Source organism: Salinarimonas sp. (assembly GCF_040111675.1).
GTDB lineage: Bacteria > Pseudomonadota > Alphaproteobacteria > Rhizobiales > Beijerinckiaceae > Salinarimonas.
This window is the reverse complement of sequence record NZ_CP157794.1, coordinates 290,894-309,208: the sequence shown is the minus strand read 5'-3', so window position 1 is coordinate 309,208 and position 18,315 is coordinate 290,894. Positions and strand designations below refer to the sequence as shown.

At 71.9% G+C, this 18,315-nt stretch carries 17 protein-coding genes; 7 read left to right on the top strand and 10 right to left on the bottom strand.

The window, feature by feature from the left end; translation table 11 throughout:
• Positions 1-22: 22 nt before the first annotated feature.
• The 5 genes from pal to ABL310_RS01435 form a co-directional block, all read right to left on the bottom strand.
• A complete protein-coding gene (pal, locus tag ABL310_RS01455; RefSeq protein ID WP_349369946.1) occupies positions 23-538 on the bottom strand; it encodes a peptidoglycan-associated lipoprotein Pal in 516 nt (171 codons plus the stop codon).
• A gap of 231 nt (positions 539-769) precedes the next feature.
• On the bottom strand, positions 770-1,159 hold the full coding sequence (cueR, locus tag ABL310_RS01450) for a Cu(I)-responsive transcriptional regulator (protein ID WP_349369945.1): 390 nt from the start codon (positions 1,157-1,159) through the stop codon (positions 770-772).
• 15 nt (positions 1,160-1,174) lie between these two features.
• Positions 1,175-3,610 carry a heavy metal translocating P-type ATPase gene (locus ABL310_RS01445; RefSeq protein WP_349369944.1) on the bottom strand — a complete coding sequence of 812 codons (2,436 nt, stop codon included), beginning with the start codon at positions 3,608-3,610 and terminating at the stop codon, positions 1,175-1,177.
• A 115-nt stretch (positions 3,611-3,725) separates the two neighbouring features.
• On the bottom strand, positions 3,726-4,685 hold the full coding sequence (locus ABL310_RS01440; protein ID WP_349369943.1) for a CAP domain-containing protein: 960 nt from the start codon (positions 4,683-4,685) through the stop codon (positions 3,726-3,728).
• 238 nt (positions 4,686-4,923) lie between these two features.
• Complete coding sequence (locus ABL310_RS01435; RefSeq protein ID WP_349369942.1) at positions 4,924-6,036, bottom strand: S-(hydroxymethyl)glutathione dehydrogenase/class III alcohol dehydrogenase; 1,113 nt, start codon at positions 6,034-6,036, stop codon at positions 4,924-4,926.
• Between the two features lie 310 nt (positions 6,037-6,346).
• Between ABL310_RS01435 and ABL310_RS01430 the strand changes: the two genes are divergently transcribed.
• The 3 genes from ABL310_RS01430 (at position 6,347) to ABL310_RS01420 (ending at position 9,889) form a co-directional block, all read left to right on the top strand.
• On the top strand, positions 6,347-7,615 hold the full coding sequence (locus tag ABL310_RS01430) for an aromatic ring-hydroxylating dioxygenase subunit alpha (RefSeq protein WP_349369941.1): 1,269 nt from the start codon (positions 6,347-6,349) through the stop codon (positions 7,613-7,615).
• Between the two features lie 43 nt (positions 7,616-7,658).
• Positions 7,659-8,750: a hybrid-cluster NAD(P)-dependent oxidoreductase gene (locus tag ABL310_RS01425; RefSeq protein WP_349369940.1), complete on the top strand. Its 1,092-nt coding sequence runs from the start codon at positions 7,659-7,661 to the stop codon at positions 8,748-8,750.
• A 77-nt stretch (positions 8,751-8,827) separates the two neighbouring features.
• Complete coding sequence (locus ABL310_RS01420) at positions 8,828-9,889, top strand: GSU2403 family nucleotidyltransferase fold protein (RefSeq protein WP_349369939.1); 1,062 nt, start codon at positions 8,828-8,830, stop codon at positions 9,887-9,889.
• 15 nt (positions 9,890-9,904) lie between these two features.
• On the opposite strand, the gene ABL310_RS01415 is transcribed toward ABL310_RS01420, so the two are convergent.
• Together ABL310_RS01415 and ABL310_RS01410 are read right to left on the bottom strand one after the other, a co-directional pair.
• The gene (locus tag ABL310_RS01415; RefSeq protein ID WP_349369938.1) at positions 9,905-10,738 is read right to left on the bottom strand and encodes an isocitrate lyase/phosphoenolpyruvate mutase family protein; all 834 of its coding nucleotides are present in this window, start codon (positions 10,736-10,738) and stop codon (positions 9,905-9,907) included.
• Positions 10,739-10,823: 85 nt separating this feature from the next.
• Positions 10,824-11,111, bottom strand: a complete 288-nt coding sequence (locus tag ABL310_RS01410) for a hypothetical protein (protein ID WP_349369937.1) — start codon at positions 11,109-11,111, stop codon at positions 10,824-10,826.
• 204 nt (positions 11,112-11,315) lie between these two features.
• Here ABL310_RS01410 and ABL310_RS01405 point away from each other — a divergent pair, with 204 nt between their 5' ends.
• Positions 11,316-11,792 (top strand): PRC-barrel domain-containing protein, encoded by a 477-nt coding sequence (locus ABL310_RS01405; protein WP_349369936.1) that lies wholly within the window; start codon positions 11,316-11,318, stop codon positions 11,790-11,792.
• A 23-nt stretch (positions 11,793-11,815) separates the two neighbouring features.
• Here the strand turns inward: ABL310_RS01405 and ABL310_RS01400 are convergent, their stop codons facing one another.
• Entirely contained in the window at positions 11,816-12,043 is a 228-nt protein-coding gene (locus tag ABL310_RS01400; protein WP_349369935.1) for a hypothetical protein, read from the bottom strand.
• Positions 12,044-12,193: 150 nt separating this feature from the next.
• On the opposite strand from ABL310_RS01400, the gene ABL310_RS01395 reads away from it, so the two are divergent.
• On the top strand, positions 12,194-13,333 hold the full coding sequence (locus ABL310_RS01395) for an anhydro-N-acetylmuramic acid kinase (RefSeq protein ID WP_349369934.1): 1,140 nt from the start codon (positions 12,194-12,196) through the stop codon (positions 13,331-13,333).
• On the opposite strand, the gene ABL310_RS01390 is transcribed toward ABL310_RS01395, so the two are convergent.
• Entirely contained in the window at positions 13,306-13,677 is a 372-nt protein-coding gene (locus tag ABL310_RS01390; protein ID WP_349369933.1) for a hypothetical protein, read from the bottom strand. The two genes, ABL310_RS01395 and ABL310_RS01390, sit on opposite strands and share 28 nt — an antisense overlap.
• Positions 13,678-13,928: 251 nt before the next feature.
• Between ABL310_RS01390 and acs the strand changes: the two genes are divergently transcribed.
• Positions 13,929-15,887: an acetate--CoA ligase gene (gene acs / locus ABL310_RS01385; RefSeq protein ID WP_349369932.1), complete on the top strand. Its 1,959-nt coding sequence runs from the start codon at positions 13,929-13,931 to the stop codon at positions 15,885-15,887.
• A 93-nt stretch (positions 15,888-15,980) separates the two neighbouring features.
• Here acs and ABL310_RS01380 read toward each other — a convergent pair whose 3' ends face one another.
• Positions 15,981-16,946: a hypothetical protein gene (locus ABL310_RS01380; protein ID WP_349369931.1), complete on the bottom strand. Its 966-nt coding sequence runs from the start codon at positions 16,944-16,946 to the stop codon at positions 15,981-15,983.
• 294 nt (positions 16,947-17,240) lie between these two features.
• Between ABL310_RS01380 and ABL310_RS01375 the strand changes: the two genes are divergently transcribed.
• Entirely contained in the window at positions 17,241-18,290 is a 1,050-nt protein-coding gene (locus ABL310_RS01375; RefSeq protein ID WP_349369930.1) for an ester cyclase, read from the top strand.
• Positions 18,291-18,315 lie beyond the last annotated feature (25 nt).

The window sequence follows — 18,315 nt, the reverse complement described above, 5'->3', positions numbered from 1 at the left end:
GCGCTCCGGCGAGCGCCGGCGCTCACACCCCCGCGCCACCCTCCAGCACGGTCACCGCGCGGCGGTTCTGCGACTGGCAGGACGGATCGGCGCAGGCGGCGACGGGGCGCTCCTTGCCGTAGGAGACGGTGCGGATGCGGCCGGCATCGACGCCGCGGGCGGCGAGATAGTCGCGCACCGCCTGGGCGCGCCGGGCGCCGAGCGCGAAATTGTACTCGCGCGTGCCGCGCTCGTCGGCGTGCCCCTCGATCAGGACCGCGTAGCGCGGATAGCGCGCGAGCCACTGGGCCTGGAGGTCGAGCGTCGCCTGGGCGGTGGGCGTGAGGGTCGACTGGTCGGTCTCGAAGAAGACGCGGTCGCCGACGTTGACGGTGAAGTCCTGCGCCGAGCCGGGCGTGGCCGCGCCGGGTGCGCCGGGGCCGCCGTTGAGCGCCGTGTCGACGTCGGGCGGGGTCGCGGCGCAGGCGGCGGCGCCGAGGGTCAGGGCGAGCGCGGCGGCGAGCCGGAGGCCGCGGAAGGACATGGCGGACGCGAACATGGCGGGGGTGAGCTCCTCGGCTTGCGATCGTGCGGCGGCGCGGGCGTGCCCCGTTCGCGCAACGCCGCCACACCCTCCCGTCTTCGGCCCTCGTGGTTGACGAAGCCTTACCCGGAGGCGCGCGAATCCGCGTCGCCGCATCACGATTCGGTCAGGGTTAATCGATCCTGAATGCGGCTTTACGGGGGCGCGCCGGTCCGCGCCAGGGCAGCGCCGTTCACGGGATCGCGATCAGGCCTCGGCGAGATCGGCGAGGATCGGGCAGTCCGGGCGATCGTCGCCGGCGCAGCAATGCGAGAGATGCTCGAGCTGGTCGACCATGCCCTGCAGGTCCGCGATGCGCGTCTTCAGCTCGGCCACGTGCCGGTCGGCGATCTGCTTCACCTCCCGGCTCGGCCGCCCGCGGTCGCGCCACAGCGCGAGGAGCCGCGTGATCTCGTCGATGGAGAAGCCGAGCGCCCTCGCCCGGCGGATGAAGACGAGCTCGTGCACCTCGCGGTCGTCGAAGTCGCGGTAGGAGTTCCCCGCCCGCCCCGCGGGCTTCAAGAGGCCGATCTCCTCGTAGTAGCGGATCATCTTGGCCGAGACGCCGGAGCGCTTGGCCGCTTCGCCGATCTTCATGGCTCGGCCCTCCCCTCAGCGCTCGCCGGCCGGCTTCCACCGGCGCAGCAGCAGCGCGTTCGTGACCACCGAGACGCTCGAGAACGCCATGGCCGCGCCGGCGATGATCGGGCTGAGGAAGCCCAGCGCCGCGAGCGGGATGCCCGCCGTGTTGTAGGCGAAGGCCCAGAACAGGTTCTGGCGGATCTTCGCCTGGGTCGCCCGGGCGATCTCGATGGCGTCCGCCACCGCTTCCGGGTCGGCGCGCATCAGGGTGACGCCGGCCGCCTCCATGGCGACGTCGGTGCCCGAGCCCATGGCGATGCCGAGATCGGCCGCGACGAGCGCGGGGGCGTCGTTGATGCCGTCGCCGACCATGGCGACCTCGCCGAAGCGGATCTTCAGCTCGGAGACGATGCGCGCCTTGTCCTCGGGGAGCACCTCGGCCACGACCTCGTCGACGCCGATGGCGCGGGCGACCGCGTGGGCGGAGCCCTTGTTGTCGCCCGTGACCATGACGCTCGTGATGCCCATGGCCTTCAGGCGCGCCACCGCATCCGCGGCGCTCGGGCGCGGCAGGTCGGCGAAGGCGAGGAGCGCGACGAGGCGCGGCGTCTCGCCGAGCGCGGCGAGGTAGGAGACCGACCGGCCCTCCGCCTGCTGCGCGGCGGCCCGATCGGCCACAGCGTCCAGGGAGAGGCCGAGATCGCCCATATGCCGGGCGCTGCCGACCGCGTATCGGGCCTCGCCGACGCGGCCCTCGAGCCCGCGGCCGGCGATCGCCTTCACGTCGGCGGCGGAGGAGACGGTGACGCCCTCCGCGACGGCGGCGTCGACGACGGCGCGGGCGAGCGGATGCTCGCTGCCGGCCTGGAGCGCGGCGGCGATGCCGAGCGCGGCGGCGCGGTCGCCGTCGAGCGCCTCGAATTCGGCGAGCTCGGGCCTGCCCTCGGTGAGGGTGCCGGTCTTGTCGAAGGCCACGGCGCGGATGGCCTTGGCGCGCTCGAGGCTCTCGGCGTCCTTGATCAGCACGCCGCCGCGGGCGGCGGCGCCGGTGCCGGCCATGATCGCGGCGGGCGTGGCGAGGCCGAGCGCGCAGGGGCAGGCGATGACGAGCACGGCCACCGCCGTGACGATGGAGAGCTCGAGGTTCCCCGTCGCCCAGAACCAGGCCGCGAAGGTGAGGATCGCGATCGCGACCACGACGGGCACGAAGATCGCCGCCACCCGGTCGACCAGCTTCTGGATCGGCGCCTTCGAGGCCTGGGCGTTCTCGACGAGGCGCACGATGCGCGCGAGCGTCGTGTCGGCGCCCACCGCGGTCGCCTCGGCGGCGAGGACGCCCGTGCCGTTCACCGAGCCGCCGATGATCGGCGCGCCCCGCTCGCGCAGGACGGGGAGGCTCTCGCCCGTGACCATGCTCTCGTCCATCTCGGACGCGCCCTCGCGGATCGTCGCGTCGACGGGCACGCGCTCGCCGGGCCGCACGACGACGACGTCGCCGCGGGCGACATCCGAGACCGGCACCTCGACCTCGGATCCGTCGGGCCGGCGGATGCGGGCCGTGTCGGGCCGCAGCGCCATCAGCGCGCGCACGGCGTCGGCCGTCTTGCGCTTGGCGCGGGCCTCGAGATGCTTGCCGAGCAGCACCAGCGTGATGATCACGGCCGACGCTTCGAAATAGTATTCCGGCATGTGGTGGCCGGAGGCCGTCAGCAGCACGTAGACCGACAGGAAGTAGGCCGCGCTCGTGCCGATGGCGACGAGCAGGTCCATGTTGCCGGAGCCGGCCTTCAACGCCTTGAAACCCGCCTTGTAGAAGCGCCAGCCCAGCCAGAACTGCACCGGCGTCGCCAGCAGGAACTGCACCCAGCCGGGCGGCATCCAGTGCACGCCGAAGGGAATGGCGAGCATCGGCAGGACGAGGGGGAGCGTCAGCAGGACGCCGATCGCGACCTGCGTGCGCTCGCGCCGCTCGGCCTCGGCGATCGCCGCCTCGCGGGTCGTCTCGGCCTCGTCGGCGATCGGCTTCGCCTCGTAGCCCGCTTCCTCGATGGCGAGGCGCGCGGCGCTCTCGAGGTCGCGGCCGAGGCCGGTGACGCGGGCGCGCTCGTTGCCGAGGTTGACGCTGGCCTCGACGATGCCCGGCGTCGCCTTCAGCGCCGTCTCGATGCGCGCGACGCAGGAGGCGCAGGTCATGCCTTCCACCGCGAGCTCGATCGTGCGCAGCTTCGGCTCGTAGCCGGCGTCGTCGATGGCTTGCGCGATCGCGGCGGCGCCGACTTGGCGGGGGTCGAAGTCCACCGACACGCGCTCGGCGCCGAGATTGACGGAGACGCCGGCGACGCCCGGCAGGGCGCCGGCCGCGCGCTCGACATGGCGGACGCAGGACGCGCAGGTCATCTCCTCGACCTCGAAATCGAGGCTGGCGAGGGGTGCGGCGGCGGTCGGCGTCTTGTGGGCGACGGTCATGAGCAGGCTCCGGGGACGGCGCGGGTGGGGTCCCGCGTCTCGTGTCCCGCTCCTGATAAAGTCTCCCATCATGGGAAGGTCAATGCGGGAAAGCCCGTGTTTCTTCGCCCGTGCCTCAGCGGCTCCGCGCCAGGACGAGGACCGCGGTCTTGGCGCCCTCCCCGTCCGCGCCGAGCGCGAAGCCGAGGCGGTCGAAGCCGGATGCCGTCAGCCGGTCCCGGCGGCTCTCGGCCCATTGCGCGACGAAGTCGGCGACATCGGTGCGGGTCGGCGTCGCGCCGCAGCCGGAGCAGGTCCCGGCGAGGACGGCGACGGCGCCGAAATCCGCGCGGGCGCCCGCGGGCAGCGCCGCGTCGAGATCGAGCGCGGGCGCGTCGGGGCTGGCGCCGCCCTCGGGCAGCATGGATCGGGCCGCTCGCGTCAACGAGTCGCTCGCCTGCAGCGGCGCGACCTCGGCGGCCTTGCGCAGCCCGTTCACCGCGTCGACGGCGGCCGCGGCGCGCCCGGCCTCGTCGAGCGGCTCGGGCTCCTCGCCTGCCGCGAGGCCGCGCGGGACGCCCGGGCCGGCGAAGGTCTGCACGGCGACGACGCGCTCGGTCTCGGGGTCGGCGGCGATGCCGAACCCGAAGCGAGCGACCCCGCGGCGCAGCAGGTTCTCGCGATGCTCGGGGCTGTCCATCCAGCCGGCCTCGAAGGCCTCGACGCGCGCCCGCGTCGGCGGAATCGGGCAGCCCGTGCAGGTTGCGAGGTTCTCGGCGACGACGGCGCTGCGGGACCCGCCGGCCTCGCGGAAGCGCGCACCGACGCCCTCCCCGTCCGGCGAGGCGTGGGAGAAATAGTCGCGCGCGAGCATGTCGTGCGCGTGCGCCTGGGCGATCTCGTCGAGGACGGCGCCCGGCTCGAGGGGGGCGAGCCCCGCCTCGCGGCGATCGGCGTTCGCCTCCGCGAGCGCCGCCGCGCGCAGGGCGGCGAGGTCGCCGGTGACGAAGCGGCCCGCGTCCTGCGCGGCCACCGGCGCCACGGTGAGGAGCGCCGCGAGCGACGCGGCGCGGGCGAACGGGGCGAGCGTGTCCATTGGCCGGCAACGCCCGCCGCGCCCCGCGGGTTCGCGCCCGGCGCGCGCTCAGCCTTCCCCCGCATCGTCGCGCCGGCGGATCAGGCCGCGCTCGGTGAGGGCACGGGCGTCCGTCACGGTGACGAAGCCGAGGTCGCGGCCATGCGAACGAGCGGGAGGGAGGCGGGGGGGAGCATGGAGGCGCCTCCGGTCTCGCGAGGTCGCGGAGACCCCTTCGTCTCGGAGGCGCCGTCCGCGATCAGTAGATCACCACCGAGCGGATCGACTTGCCCTCGTGCATCAGGTCGAAGGCGGTGTTGATCTCGTCGAGGGGCATCGTGTGGGTGATCAGGTCGTCGATGTTGATCTTGCCGTCCATGTACCAGTCGACGATCTTGGGCACGTCGGTGCGCCCGCGCGCGCCGCCGAAGGCGGTGCCCTTCCAGACGCGGCCGGTGACGAGCTGGAACGGACGGGTCGCGATCTCCTTGCCGGCCTCGGCGACGCCGATGATGATCGACTCGCCCCAGCCGCGGTGGCAGCACTCGAGCGCCTGGCGCATCACGTGGGTGTTGCCGGTGGCGTCGAAGGAGAAGTCCGCGCCGCCGCCGGTGAGGTCGACGATCGCCTGCACCACCTTGTCGAGGCCGACCTCGTTCGGGTTGACGAAATCCGTCATGCCGAACTTTTCGGCCATGGCCCGCTTGCCGGGATTGATGTCGACGCCGATGATCTTGTCCGCGCCGACCATGCGCGCGCCCTGGATCACGTTGAGGCCGATGCCGCCCAGCCCGAAGACCACGACGTTCGCGCCCGGCCACACCTTGGCGGTGTAGAGCACCGCGCCGATGCCGGTCGTCACGCCGCAGCCGATGTAGCAGATCTTGTCGAAGGGCGCGTCCTCGCGGACCTTGGCGAGGGCGATCTCCGGCAGCACCGTGAAGTTCGCGAAGGTCGAGCAGCCCATGTAGTGGAACACCGGCGCGTCGTCGCAGCGGAAGCGGCTCGTGCCGTCGGGCATGACGCCCTGCCCTTGCGTGGAGCGGATCGCGGTGCACAGGTTGGTGCGCTGCGACAGGCAGCTCTTGCAGTTGCGGCACTCGGGCGTGTAGAGCGGAATCACGTGGTCGCCGACCTTGAGCGTCGACACGCCCGGGCCGACCTCGCGCACGATGCCCGCGCCCTCGTGGCCGAGGATCGCCGGGAACTTGCCCTCGGAGTCCATGCCCGACAGGGTATAGGCGTCGGTGTGGCAGACGCCGGTGGCCATCACCTCGACGAGCACCTCTCCGGGCTTGGGTCCCTCGATGTCGATGGTCTCGATGGTCAGCGGCTTGCCCGCTTCCCATGCGACCGCGGCGCGGGTCTTCATGAGCGTCTCTCCGGAAACTGGTGTCGTGAGGGTCGGTTCGTCCTCGCTCCGGCGTGCGGCCGGGCTCGCGCGATCATCGGCGCGCCGCCGCGCGAACGCCAGTACGCAGGCGACATCGATTGACGCTGGAGCGACGCTGTGGAGCGGTCGCATCGCCGGTCCAGCCCCCTGCGGCGATCACCCGCAGCCGGCCGGCCGGACGAAGCGAGCCGATGGCGTAAAAGCGACAGCGAACGTCGCTCGCGTGAAAGGCGAAGACGGCCCGTGTCGCGCAATGTCGTTTCGTAGCGGACGCGCCGAGAGTAACGCCATGGCAAGCCTCACCCCGAAGTCGGTCGAATCCCTCCTCGCGGCCCGCCGCCGCGGCTACGCGCTCGAGGCGCCGTTCTACACCGATCCCGACATCTACAAGCTCGACCTGGAGCACATCTTCCAGAAGCACTGGATCTTCGTCGGCGTCGAGGCCGACCTGCCCGAGCCCGGCGACTACTTCACCGTGGACATCGGCTCGGCCTCGGTGATCGTGCTGCGCGACGACGACATGAACGTCGCCGCCTTCCACAACGTCTGCCGTCATCGCGGCGCGCGCCTCGTGGAGGAGCCGCAGGGCGTGCTCGGCAAGCTGGTCTGCCCCTATCACCAGTGGACCTACGAGCTCGACGGCAGCCTGATCCACGCCGAGCACATGGGCGCGGATTTCGACCGGACCTGCCACAATCTCAAGACCGTGCACGTGCGCAGCCTCGCGGGGCTGATCTACATCTGCATCGCCGAGGAGGCGCCGGCGGATTTCGACGAGATGGAGGAGGCCATGAGCCCCTATCTCGCCCCGCACGGCCTGCGCGAGGCCAAGGTCGCGGCCTCGATCGACCTGATCGAGGAGGGCAACTGGAAGCTCACGATGGAGAACAATCGCGAGTGCTATCACTGCGCGACGAACCATCCCGAGCTCACCATTTCGCTGTTCGAGTACGGCTTCGGCTTCGCGCCGGAGGACGCCGATTCCGACCGCGAGGCGGCGATGGCGGAATACGAGCGCATCTGCGGCGAGTTCGAGAGCCGCTGGACCCGCGAGGGCCTGCCCTTCGCCGAGGTCGACCGTCTCTCCGGCTGCGCCACCGGTTTCCGCACGCAGCGCCTCGCCATCGATCGCGCCGGCGAATCGCAGACGATGGACACCAAGGTCGCCTGCAAGCGGCTCCTCGGCGCGCTGTCCGAGCCGCGGCTCGGCGGGCTGTCGTTCTGGACCCAGCCGAACGCCTGGTTCCACTTCATGAGCGACCACGTGGTGGTGTTCATGGCGATCCCGCTCTCTCCGGACCGCACGCTCCTGCGCACCAAGTGGCTCGTCCACAAGGACGCCGTCGAGGGCCTCGACTACGACGTCGACAACCTCACCGAGGTGTGGCGCGAGACCAACGCCCAGGACGGCCGCCTCGTCGGCCTCACCCACAAGGGCGTGGTGAGCCCGGCCTACGTGCCCGGCCCGTACTCGCCCTACACGGAAGGCCTCGTGGAGAAGTTCTGCGTCTGGTACGTCGAGCGCCTCTCGGCCGCTCTCGCCGCCGCGCGGGCCTGACTAGAGACGCCCTCTCGACACCCCCACACGAAAGCCGACGCCGATGCCCCAGCGCCACAATCTCGTTCTCGAGGCGCTCTATCCCGTCTGGGATTGCGAGGAAGACGACCGCCTGATCTGCCGGGCGGTCTACGAGGAGACGCACGACGTCAGGACCTTCGTCTTCGTCTCCCCGGAACCGCGGCAGTTCAACTTCGCGCCGGGCCAGTTCCTCACCTTCGAGTTCCAGATCGACGGCGAGGCGGTGAACCGCTCCTACACCATCGCCTCCTCGCCGACGCGCCCGCATACGGTGGCGATCACGGTCAAGCGCACGCCACAGGGCGTCGTCTCGAACTGGCTGCACGACAACCTGCGCGTCGGCGACGTGGTGCGCGCCATCGGCCCCATGGGCGAGTTCTCGACCTGGGCGCATCCGAACAAGAAGCGCCTGTTCGTCTCGGGCGGCGTCGGCGCCACCCCGTTGATCAGCCACGTGCGGCGCGACTTCGACGTGGGCGAGGATCTCGACACGGTCTACCTGCACTTCGCGCGCACCCCGCGCGACATCATGTTCCGCACCGAGCTCGAGCTGATGGCGCATCGCCGTCTCGGGCTGAAGGTCGCGCACGTGGTGGAGAACGTGGAGGGCGAGCGCTCCTGGTCGGGCTATCGCGGGCGCTTCTCCCCGGATCTCGTCTCCAACATCACGCCCGATTTCGCCGAGCGCGAGATCTTCTGCTGCGGACCGCCCGCCTTCATGGCGGCCGTGCGCTACTTCTTCGAGAGCGCCGGCCACGACATGCGGCGCTATCACGAGGAGAGCTTCGACTTCGACGCGCTCTCCCCGGCCGAGCAGCAGGCCGCGCCGCCGCCGCCGGACGAGACGCTCAAGACCTACGAGATCACCTTCACCAAGTCGGGGCGCACGGTCCCCTGCGACGAGAACACCACGATCCTCGCCGCCGCGCGCCTCGCGGGCATGCGCCTGCCGGCCTCGTGCACCAAGGGCCTGTGCGGCACCTGCAAGACCAAGAAGCGCGAAGGCCAGGTCGAGATGACCCACGCCGGCGGCATCCGCCAGCGCGAGATCGACGCCGGCATGGTGCTCTTGTGCTGCGCGAAGCCGCTGTCGGACGTGGTGATCGACCGCTGAGCCCGCAGACCGGCTAGGGTCTTGATTCGAAATGGTTTTCCACTATCCTTCCCGAATTCGGGCGGGAGAGTGGAAAAGTGTTCTATCTCAACAGCTTGAGCAATGAGCAGCGCCGTCAGCTGATCGACGCGCGCCAGGTCTTCGAGGCCTGGGACGCCGCGCGCGGGAGGCTCGCGGCGCATTATGCCGGGAGCATGCGCTGGGCCGCGCGGTCCGGCAAGGACTACCTCCTGCACAAGCGCCGCAGCGTCGAGCGGAGCATCGGGCCCCGCAGCGCAGGCACCGAGGCCATCCTCGCCCGTTTCGAGACGGGTCGCGCCGAGGTCCAGGACGAGATCGCGCGGCTCGAGGAGCGCCTCGCGCGCATGGCGCCGGTCAACGTCGCGCTCGGGCTCGCACGCGTGCCCCGCGTCACGGCGCGCATACTCCGACGCCTTCGCGACAAGGGCCTCTCGGGATCACACCTGCGCGTGGTCGGCACGAACGCGCTCTTCGCCTACGAGGCGCGCGCGGGCGTGCTCGTCGGAGCGGAGCTCCTCGCTACCGGCGATGCGGATCTCCTCCTCGATGCGCGCCGCAGCCTGCGGCTCCTTTCCGACGACACCCGTCGGGAAGGCGTCCTCGGCGTCCTGCGCCAGGTGGACCGTTCGTTCGCCCCGCGCTCCGCCGGGGACTTTCGCGCCGTCAACCGCGACGGTTTCTTCGTCGACATGGTTCGCCCGCAGGCGAAGGACGAGGTCCGCTCGCGCAAGCGGGATCGGATCGGCGAGGCGCCCGCCGACCTGCGCGCGGCGCCGATCGCAGGCCTGGACTGGCTGGTCAGCGCGCCGTCGTTCTCGGAGACGTGCTTCGACGACGCCGGCTATCCCGTCGTGGTCGACACGATCGACCCCCGCGCCTTCGCCCTGCACAAGGCATGGCTCGCGGACCAGCCCGCGCGCGATCCGGTCAAGCGCGGGCGGGACGCCGCTCAGGCGCGCGCCGCCGCGACGATCGCGCAGCGCCATCTCGGGCTCGACATGGACGATCCCGCACTTTCGGCCTTGCCGGCGGTGCTGCGGGAACGAGCGGCCGCCTTGCCGTCGCCGCACGGACCGGAGGCGTCCTCCGGCGGCGACGAGCCGCCCCCCTGGTGGTGACCCGATCCGGCGGCCTCACCCCTCCCGCGCGCCGCGGGCGAGCAGCGCGTCGACATCGCCGCCCGGGACCGAGCGCGACAGAGCCGAGAAGTCTCCCGCGGGGCCCAGCATCGCCTCCGCCGCGTCGCGGATCAGCCGGTGCGTGGCGCGGGCGAGCGCCGAGCCGAGCGAGATGCGCGCGACGCCGGCCCGGGCGAAGTCGGCGCGCGTCGCGGCCGTGAAGGACCCCGCGGCGATGGCGTTGACCGGCTTGTCCACGCCGGCGCAGATGCGGGCCACGTCCTCCATGGACGGCGGCATCGGCAGGTAGAGGCAATCCGCCCCCGCCGCCGCGAAGGCCCGCAGGCGGCGGATGCCTTCCTCGAGATCGTAGACGCCGGTCATCACCCCGTCGGCGCGGGCGACGAGGACGAGATCGCGCGGGCAGGCGCGCGCCGCCGCGGCCGCGGCGCGGATGCGCTCCACGGCGAGATCGAACGGATAGGCCGCGCCGTCCGGCGGCATCGTGTCCTCGATGGAGAGGCCGGCGAGGCCCGCCTCGCAGGACAGCCGCACCGTCCCCGCCACGATGTCCGGCGCGTCCCCGAAGCCGTTCTCGAAGTCGCCCGAGACCGGCAGCGGCGTCGCCGCGACCAGCGCCTCGGCATGGGCGAGCGCGTCCTCGCGCGTCACCCGCCCCATGTCGGGCAGGCCCAGGGTGAAGGCGTGGGCCGCCGACGACGTCCCGATCGCCTGGGCCCCGAGGGCGGCGAGCATGCGGGCGGAGCCGAGGTCCCAGGCATTGGCGAGGACGAAGGGATCGCCCGGCCTGTGGAGGGCGCGGAAGGCGGGACCGGGATCGTGGGGCACGGGGAGCGTCTCCGAACGTCGCGCCGGGCGGGTTGCCGCAGCGTTCGGATGATCGCAGACCGTGCGCGGGGAGGAAAGATCGGATTCAGCCTTCCTCGGCGAGGGCGCGGCGCACCGCGGCCTGCTCGCGGCGGCCCTCCTGGATGAGCTCGAGCCCTTCGTCGACGAGCGCCTCGCCCTCGCGGACGCGCGCGCGGCCGCGCTCCACCAGGGTCTCGCCGCGGGCCACCGCACGCTCGCCGGCGACCGCCCGCTCGCCGAGCGCCGCGGTCGCCTCGCCGCGGGCGAGCAGGCGCTCGCCGAAGGTCGGATCGGAAGCGCAGGCGGCGAGGCCGAGAGGAAGAAGGGCGGCGAGCAGAAGGGGACGCGGCATCGATACGCTCCATCGCGTTCGGGGGAAGTCGGATGCGGCCCGCCCGGCGCCGGGCGGGCCCGGTGGGCGAACCTTCGCCGTCCCGCTCCGTTCCCGCGGCGCGAGGGCGCAGCCGGCCGCTCGGCCGTCGAGCCGTCGCGAAACGGAGGGGCGGGCTGTGGCGTTTCGCCCAGGACCCGCCGCCCCATCGTGAGGAGTGCGCCCGTGCCCCCCGCCCCGACCGCTCGCTTCGCCGTCGCCGCCTGTCTCGCCCTCGCCGCCCCGCTCTGCGCAGGCCCCGCCGTCGCGCAGACGGACGAGGCCGTCACGGCGCCGATCACGCCGCTCGCGCCCGGCGAGGCCGCCGACGCTGTCGCGACAGGCGCGGGGCCGCTCGCGGTCACGGGGGACGCGCCGCTCTATCGCCTGGAGGAGATCACCGACGTCAGCGTGGTCAACGCGCTGGGCGAGGAGATCGGGGAGGTGGACGGCTACGTGGTCCAGGGCGACAGGGTCGTCTACGCGCGCATCTCCATCGGTGGCATCCTGGGACTGGGCGACACCGAGATCACGGTCCCCTTCGGCGCGCTCGCCTTCCGCCAGGCGCAGACCGGCCGCGAGGCGACGCTCGAGGCCGTGATCGAGACCGTGCGGACGCAGGACCAGCTCGACGCCCTGGTGCGCGCCGCCCCGGCGCGCTGAGAAGCGGGCCGCGCGCGGCGTCTTCAGCGTTCGTCGACCATCGAGCCGCCGGACGCGAGCCAGCGGGAGAGGCTCTCCACCAGCGGACCGAGCGCCCGCCGCGCCGCCTCCGGCGCGGGGCCGCCGGTCGCGACCCGGTCGATCTCGATCCGGGCCGTGTGCGTCCCGTAGGCGACGTGCAGCACGGCCTCGCCGTCCTGGAAGCTGGTCAGGCGCACCTCGACCTCCGCGTTCGGCGTCTCGCTCGGCATCGGATGTCCTCCTTCGGTCTCGCGGCTGCGCGGTCGCCCCGTGGGATGAGGACGCGCCGGACCGCTCGCCCGTTCCGTGCCCGTGTGGCCGCTGCATCGAGACGCGGCGCGTGCTATGCCGGCGGGAGGACGAATCGCGAGAGGCGCGGGATGCCCTGGACGCTGGGCCTGATGACCGGAACGGTGCTCGACGGGAACGTCGACATCGCGGCGCTCGACACCGACGGCGTGCGGATCGCCGCCTTCGGGCCGTGGACGCTCGCCCCCTACCCCACCGACCTGCGGCCGCTGCTCGCGCGCACGCTCGCGGCCGCGCGGGCGTGGAACTTCGAGGGGCCGGAGCCGGCGCTCTTCGCCGAGGCGGAGGACGCGCTCACCCGCGCGCAATCGGCTGCGGTGACGGCGTTCCTCGCCGCGCACGGCATCCCCGCCGGCGAGGTCGCGGCGATCGGCTTCCACGGCCAGACCGTGCTGCATCGCGGGCCCGGCGACGGCCGCTGCGGCGCCACGCGCCAGCTCGGCGACGGCGTCCTGATGGCGGCGCTCACCGGCATCGAGACGGTCTACGACTTCCGCTCGGCCGACGTCGCGGCCGGCGGCCAGGGCGCGCCGCTGGCGCCGGTCTACCATGCCGCCCTGCTCGATGCGATCGGCGCCGGCCCGGACGACGCGGTGCTCAATCTCGGCGGCGTCGCGAACCTGACCTGGCGCGATGGCGACGGCCGGCTGCACGCCTTCGACACCGGCCCCGCCAACGCGCCCGTGAACGACTGGGTGTCCCGTCACGACGCCGGCGCCTTCGACGTCGACGGCGGGCTCGCCGCGCGCGGCGCCGTCGACGAGGTGCGGCTGGCGCGGCTACTGGCGCACCCCTACCTCGCCGCGCCCTATCCGAAGAGCCTCGACCGCTTCGACTTTCCCGCCGCCATGGCCGACGGGCTCTCGCTCGAGGACGGCGCCGCGACGCTCACCGCCTTCTCGGCGGCGGCGGTGGCGCGCGCGCTCGAGCGCCTGCCCGGACGTCCCCGCCGGCTGGTCGTCTCCGGCGGCGGGCGGCGCAACCCGACGCTGATGCGGTTCCTCGCCGAGCGGGCGGATGTCGAGGCGGTTCCCGCCGAGGCCGTCGGCTGGCGCGGGGACGCGATCGAGGCCGAGTGCTTCGCCTTCCTCGCCGCGCGCAGCCGCGCCGGCCTGCCGCTGTCCTTCCCGACGACGACGGGCGTGCCCGCGCCGACGCGCGGCGGGCGCATCGCCAGCCCCGCTCAGGCGATCACGGCCACGCCCATGTAGACCACGGTCCAGACGCTCGCATAGGCGCCGAGGACGAGCCCGCGGCGTTCCTTGGCGAGCACGCGGCTGGCTTCGTCCGGCCCGGGCGCCTGGGCCGGCGGCGTTGGCCGCAGCAGCCGCCAGGCGAGCCAGCCGGCGAGCACGGTCCAGAAACCGGTGGCGAGGAGGAACAGGTTCATCGCCACCCACCCGGCGCTGGCGCCGCCGGCCGCGAGGTCGACGAGCGGCAGCGTCGAGAGGAAGGGCCACAGCGCCAGCACCGGCGTGAAGGCCGCCCAGGCCAGAAGCCGCAGCGCCTGCGCCCGCATCGTCTGCGTGCGTTGTTTCGTACCATACGCGACCATCGTCCGCTCCACCCGCTCGTCGACCCGTACCACACGGCTACGCCGCCTGCGCCCGATCGGATGACCGCGCGCGGCGCGACATCTCGTCCGCGCGGCCGCGTGTCCTCGCGTGCGCCTTCCGTCGCCCCACCAAAGTGCGAGTTCGCCCTACCTTGCCGCCGCGCCATCCCCTCCTTTAACGTGCGGCGCAACAATCCCCGCAAGCGGGCCGGCAGGGCGCGTGCGGGGCGAGCACGACGCGGGAGGGACGCATGTCGGAGAAGATCTACGAAGTCTCGGGCGATTGGGCCGAGCGCGCCTATGTCGACGCCGCGAAATACCGCGAGATGTACGACGCGAGCATGGCCGATCCGGAAGCGTTCTGGGCCGAGCACGGCAAGCGCATCGACTGGTTCCGCCCCTACACCAAGGTGAAGAACACCACGTTCGGACCCGGCGACGTCTCGATCAAGTGGTTCGAGGACGGCACCACCAACGTCTCCTACAATTGCGTCGACCGCCATCTCGAGACCCGCGGCGACCAGGTCGCCATCATCTGGGAGGGCGACGACCCGGGCGAGTCGAAGCACATCACCTACCGCGAGCTCCACGGGCACGTGTCGCGCTGGGCCAACGTGCTGCGCAACCGCAACGTCGGCAAGGGCGACCGCGTCACGCTCTACCTGCCGATGATCCCCGAAGCCGCCTACGCCATGCTCGCCTGCGCGCGGCTGGGCGCCATCCACTCCATCGTCTTCGGCGGCTTCTCGCCGGACGCGCTCGCGGGGCGCATCGAGGACTGCGCCTCGAAATGCGTGATCACGGCGGACGAGGGCCTGCGCGGCGGCCGCAAGGTTCCGCTCAAGGCCAACGTCGACGCCGCGCTCGAGCGCCTGCCGAAGGACGCGGTGGACCACGTGATCGTGGTCAAGCGCACGGGCGGCGACATCGCCATGGATCCGGGCCGGGACGTCTATTACGACGACGCCGCCGCCATGGTCACGGACGAGTGCCCCTGCGAGGAGGTGAACGCGGAGGATCCGCTGTTCATCCTCTACACGTCGGGCTCGACCGGCAAGCCGAAGGGCGTGCTGCACACCACCGGCGGCTATCTCGTCTACGCCTCGATGACGCATCGATACGTCTTCGACTACAAGGACGGCGAGGTCTACTGGTGCACGGCCGACGTCGGCTGGGTGACCGGGCACTCCTACATCGTCTACGGCCCGCTCGCCAACGGCGCCACCACGCTGATGTTCGAGGGCGTGCCGACCTATCCCTCGATCTCGCGCTTCTGGGACGTGGTCGACAAGCACAAGGTCAACATCTTCTACACGGCCCCCACCGCTATCCGCTCGCTGATGGGCGCGGGCGAGGAACCGGTGAAGAAGACGTCGCGCGCGTCCTTGCGCCTGCTCGGCTCGGTCGGCGAGCCGATCAACCCGGAGGCGTGGGAGTGGTACCACAAGGTGGTGGGCGAGGGCCGCTGCCCCATCGTCGACACCTGGTGGCAGACCGAGACCGGCGGCATCCTGATCACGCCGCTGCCGGGCGCCATCGCGCAGAAGCCGGGCTCGGCGACGCTGCCCTTCTTCGGCGTGAAGCCCATGGTGGTCGACGCCGAGGGCAAGGAGCTCACCGGCGCCTGCGAGGGCAACCTGTGCATCGCCGACTCGTGGCCCGGCCAGATGCGCACCGTGTTCGGCGATCACGAGCGCTTCATCCAGACCTACTTCTCGACCTATCCGGGCAAGTACTTCACCGGCGACGGCTGCCGCCGCGACGCGGACGGCTATTACTGGATCACGGGCCGCGTCGACGACGTCATCAACGTGTCGGGCCACCGCATGGGCACGGCCGAGGTCGAGAGCGCGCTCGTCGCCCACGCCAAGGTCTCCGAGGCCGCCGTGGTCGGCTACCCGCACGACATCAAGGGCCAGGGCATCTACGCCTATGTCACGCTGATGGAAGGCGTCGAGCCCTCCGACGACCTGCGCAAGGAGCTCGTCAAGCACGTGCGCCAGGAGATCGGCCCCATCGCGACGCCCGACAAGATCCAGTTCGCCCCCGGCCTGCCCAAGACCCGCTCCGGCAAGATCATGCGCCGCATCCTGCGCAAGATCGCCGAGGACGAGTTCGGCGCGCTGGGCGACACCTCGACGCTGGCCGACCCCGCCGTGGTCGACGACCTGATCGAGCACAGGCAGAACAAGCGCGACGCGGCGGCGTGAGGTGAGGGGCGGGCGTCGCGGGCGCGGCAGCCTGCTGGGGGTGTCCCGTCTCGCCACGGCGGGCGGGGTTCGCGCGGAGGCGCTTGCCCGCTTCTAAGACGCGGGCGCGCGTTCCGGCGACAGCTCGTCGAACACGTGTCGGTGCGCCCTCCAGAACAGGAGGAGATCCCGGGCGGCCGCGTACGCTTCGCGAACGTTCGTCTCAATCACCTCGGCGCCGTCGGCGAGACGAAACGGTGCTAGGCCGCCGATGCGGATCGCCGCCGACTTCTCGTTCTCGACGAGGACGCCCGGGGCCGATTTGCCGGCGAGCGCCGCTGCCAGATCTTGAAAGGGGACGTTCTTGAACGCGAGGTCGACCTCTCCCTTGTGACCCTTGAGATCGACGCGAATGTAGTCAGGCATTCCTGCCGTCCGCGGAGCGATGAAGACGCTCCGCGGATAGCGCACCTTCGGAGCGATGAAGAACCCGGCGAATTCACGGTCCAGCATCGCGTAGACCGCGTCCCACCATTCGACCAAGTAAGGCTCCGCTTCGAGCAATCGAGTCTCCTGCGCCAGGCGTCCGAGGGCGGCGCGCTCGAGAAAGGAGGCGCGGTAGCGAGATCGAGCGTCTCCGCACAGGCGCCGCAGGGCGGCCGCTGCGGCCTCGAACGAAATTCGAGCGACCCGTTCGGGAATCGCGGCCGCATACGTCAGAGGTGCGAACAGGACGACCGCATACCCGACGATCTCTCCGCGGCCTCGGTCCGCCTCTGCGCGGGCGAGATATCGTTCGAGCTGAAGGGGCATCATTCCCGCGCTGATCTTGTCCTCGATGTAGATGCGGAAGATACCGCCTCCATGGACCTCGAAGCACGCGATCACGTCGGCCTCGCTGGAATCGGAGACGATGGACACCCGTGTCCTGCATGCGGGTACCCGAAGCGACAGCCCCGTCAGCGCCTGCGACGCGAACCAGGACGCGAACGCGGGCTGCACCCTGAGCTCCTCGGCCAGGAGGAGATCGATGTCGCGCTCTTCGAAACGGTGGATCGCACACACGTCTTCGTCCGCCATGGCTTCCCTCGAAACGCAGCTCCCTTACTTCGTAATCTGCTGCGCGCATCTAGAAGAAGGCAAGCCAGAGATCGCCGCACGGTCTCTGTGGAACTGCGGCCGGGCCGTCGTCGACGCCTCTGTCTACCGGGCAGCGGAGCAAGCGAAGGCGCGGCGGCGCGAAGGCCTGGGCGACGTGAGACGCCCGTCGTAACCTGGACGAGGAAGCGTCTTTTCCTGTTGCGCTCGGCCCTTGAATGGCGTTCGGCTACACCCACACGCGCACGCATGCCGCCTTCACCAACGAGGCCCCCGATGGACCTCCCCACCCGCCACAAGGCCCTCCTCGCCCCCCTGCGCCGCGCCATGCGCGACTTCGCGGAGGCGCCCGTGCGCGCGGCGCTGGAGGGGCTCTTCGCGCCCGACGCCCGGGTGCGGCTGTGCCATCCGTTCGGGGATCGCGCCGGGCCGGAGGCGCTCTACGAGGCGGCCTATGCGCCGCTCCTCGCCGCCTTCCCCGATCTGGAGCGGCGGGACTACATCGTCGTCGCGGGGCCGACGCCGGAGGGGGAGGACTGGGTCGGCTGCGCGGGGGATTATTGCGGCACGTTCGCGCGGCCCTTCCTCGACATCCCGCCGACCGGGCATCTCGCGTCCTTCCGGTTCCACGAGTTCTACCGGTTCGTGGAGGGGCGCGTCGTCGAGATGCAGGCGGTCTGGGATCTGCCCGAATTGATGATGCAGGCGAACGCCTGGCCGTTGGCGCCGGGCCTCGGCGCGGACCGGCGCGCGCCGGCGCCGGCGACGCAGGACGGGCTCGCGCCGGGGCCCTACGACCCCGAGGCGAGCGAGGCGTCGCGGGCGCACGTCGTGGCGATGCTCGCCGCCATGATCCGCCACCCGGCCGAAGGCGGGCCGGAGGTGATGGAGCTCGAGCGCTACTGGCACCCGCGCTTCACCTGGTACGGCCCCGCCGGGATCGGCACGGCGCGAGGCGTGCGCGGCTTTCGCGCCTTCCACCAGATCCCCTTCCTCGCCGCCATGCCCGATCGCGGGCGGCGCCCGGAGGGGACGACGCACCACTTCTTCGGGGACGGCCCCTACGCCGCCGTCACCGGCTGGCCGAACATGCGCCAGACGCTCACCGGCGGCGGCTGGCTCGGGCTGCCGCCCACGGGCGCCGAGATCACCCTGCGCAGCCTCGATTTCTGGCGCATGGAGGACGGGCTGATCCGCGAGAACTGGGTCCTCGTCGACCTCCTCCACCTGCACGACCAGATCGGCGTCGACGTGCTCGCGCGCCTGCGGGAGCTCAACAAGGCGCGGCTCGGCTTCGACCCGCAGACCGGGCGCGCCCTTCCTTGAAATCGGGCGCGGGGCGTGGCCATCT

Bases quoted from the DNA above. Each gene is read 5' to 3' on its own strand.
- pal (WP_349369946.1), bottom strand. From the start codon at position 538: ATGTTCGCGTCCGCCATGTCCTTCCGCGGCCTCCGGCTCGCCGCCGCG.
- cueR (WP_349369945.1), bottom strand. From the start codon at position 1,159: ATGAAGATCGGCGAAGCGGCCAAGCGCTCCGGCGTCTCGGCCAAGATG.
- ABL310_RS01445 (WP_349369944.1), bottom strand. From the start codon at position 3,610: ATGACCGTCGCCCACAAGACGCCGACCGCCGCCGCACCCCTCGCCAGC.
- ABL310_RS01440 (WP_349369943.1), bottom strand. From the start codon at position 4,685: ATGGACACGCTCGCCCCGTTCGCCCGCGCCGCGTCGCTCGCGGCGCTC.
- ABL310_RS01435 (WP_349369942.1), bottom strand. From the start codon at position 6,036: ATGAAGACCCGCGCCGCGGTCGCATGGGAAGCGGGCAAGCCGCTGACC.
- ABL310_RS01430 (WP_349369941.1), top strand. From the start codon at position 6,347: ATGGCAAGCCTCACCCCGAAGTCGGTCGAATCCCTCCTCGCGGCCCGC.
- ABL310_RS01425 (WP_349369940.1), top strand. From the start codon at position 7,659: ATGCCCCAGCGCCACAATCTCGTTCTCGAGGCGCTCTATCCCGTCTGG.
- ABL310_RS01410 (WP_349369937.1), bottom strand. From the start codon at position 11,111: ATGCCGCGTCCCCTTCTGCTCGCCGCCCTTCTTCCTCTCGGCCTCGCC.
- ABL310_RS01400 (WP_349369935.1), bottom strand. From the start codon at position 12,043: ATGCCGAGCGAGACGCCGAACGCGGAGGTCGAGGTGCGCCTGACCAGC.
- ABL310_RS01395 (WP_349369934.1), top strand. From the start codon at position 12,194: ATGCCCTGGACGCTGGGCCTGATGACCGGAACGGTGCTCGACGGGAAC.
- ABL310_RS01390 (WP_349369933.1), bottom strand. From the start codon at position 13,677: ATGGTCGCGTATGGTACGAAACAACGCACGCAGACGATGCGGGCGCAG.
- acs (WP_349369932.1), top strand. From the start codon at position 13,929: ATGTCGGAGAAGATCTACGAAGTCTCGGGCGATTGGGCCGAGCGCGCC.
- ABL310_RS01380 (WP_349369931.1), bottom strand. From the start codon at position 16,946: ATGGCGGACGAAGACGTGTGTGCGATCCACCGTTTCGAAGAGCGCGAC.
- ABL310_RS01375 (WP_349369930.1), top strand. From the start codon at position 17,241: ATGGACCTCCCCACCCGCCACAAGGCCCTCCTCGCCCCCCTGCGCCGC.